The sequence below is a fragment of the Pseudoalteromonas aurantia genome (genome assembly GCF_005886875.1).
Lineage (GTDB): Bacteria > Pseudomonadota > Gammaproteobacteria > Enterobacterales > Alteromonadaceae > Pseudoalteromonas > Pseudoalteromonas aurantia_A.
This window is the reverse complement of sequence record NZ_PNBY01000244.1, coordinates 1-391: the sequence shown is the minus strand read 5'-3', so window position 1 is coordinate 391 and position 391 is coordinate 1. Positions and strand designations below refer to the sequence as shown.

2 pseudogenes are annotated in these 391 nt (G+C 49.6%); both read left to right on the top strand.

Annotated elements, in window-relative coordinates:
• Positions 1-207 (top strand): annotated as a pseudogene (locus CWC18_RS21205) (acyl-CoA/acyl-ACP dehydrogenase); the annotation flags it as partial.
• Positions 204-391, top strand: a pseudogene (locus CWC18_RS20840) (acyl dehydratase); the annotation flags it as partial. The pseudogenes CWC18_RS21205 and CWC18_RS20840, both read left to right, overlap by 4 nt.

The window sequence follows — 391 nt, the reverse complement described above, 5'->3', positions numbered from 1 at the left end:
AAATACTGGGCCTGTATTGCGGGTAGTCGAGTAGTACACACTGCCCAGCATTTGCATGGTGGTATTGGTGCAGACATTGATTATCCACTGCATCGTTACTTCCTGTGGGCCAAGCGCAATGAGCTGAACCTGGGGGGAGGCAGTCTTCAACTGGCCAAACTGGGTGCTCTGCTGGCGGACAAAGAATCTGTGGTGAATGTATTATGAGCCAGGCATTGAATAGAGTGAGTTTTGACCAGGTAGAAGTCGGGCAGAAACTGCCCGAGCTGGTGATTGACGTGACTGCAGAACAGATTGTTGCAGGCGCAATGGCGTCCCGTGACTATCAGGATGTTCATCATGATAAAGATAAGGCCCAGGCTTTGGGGTCTCCTGATATTTTCATGAATAT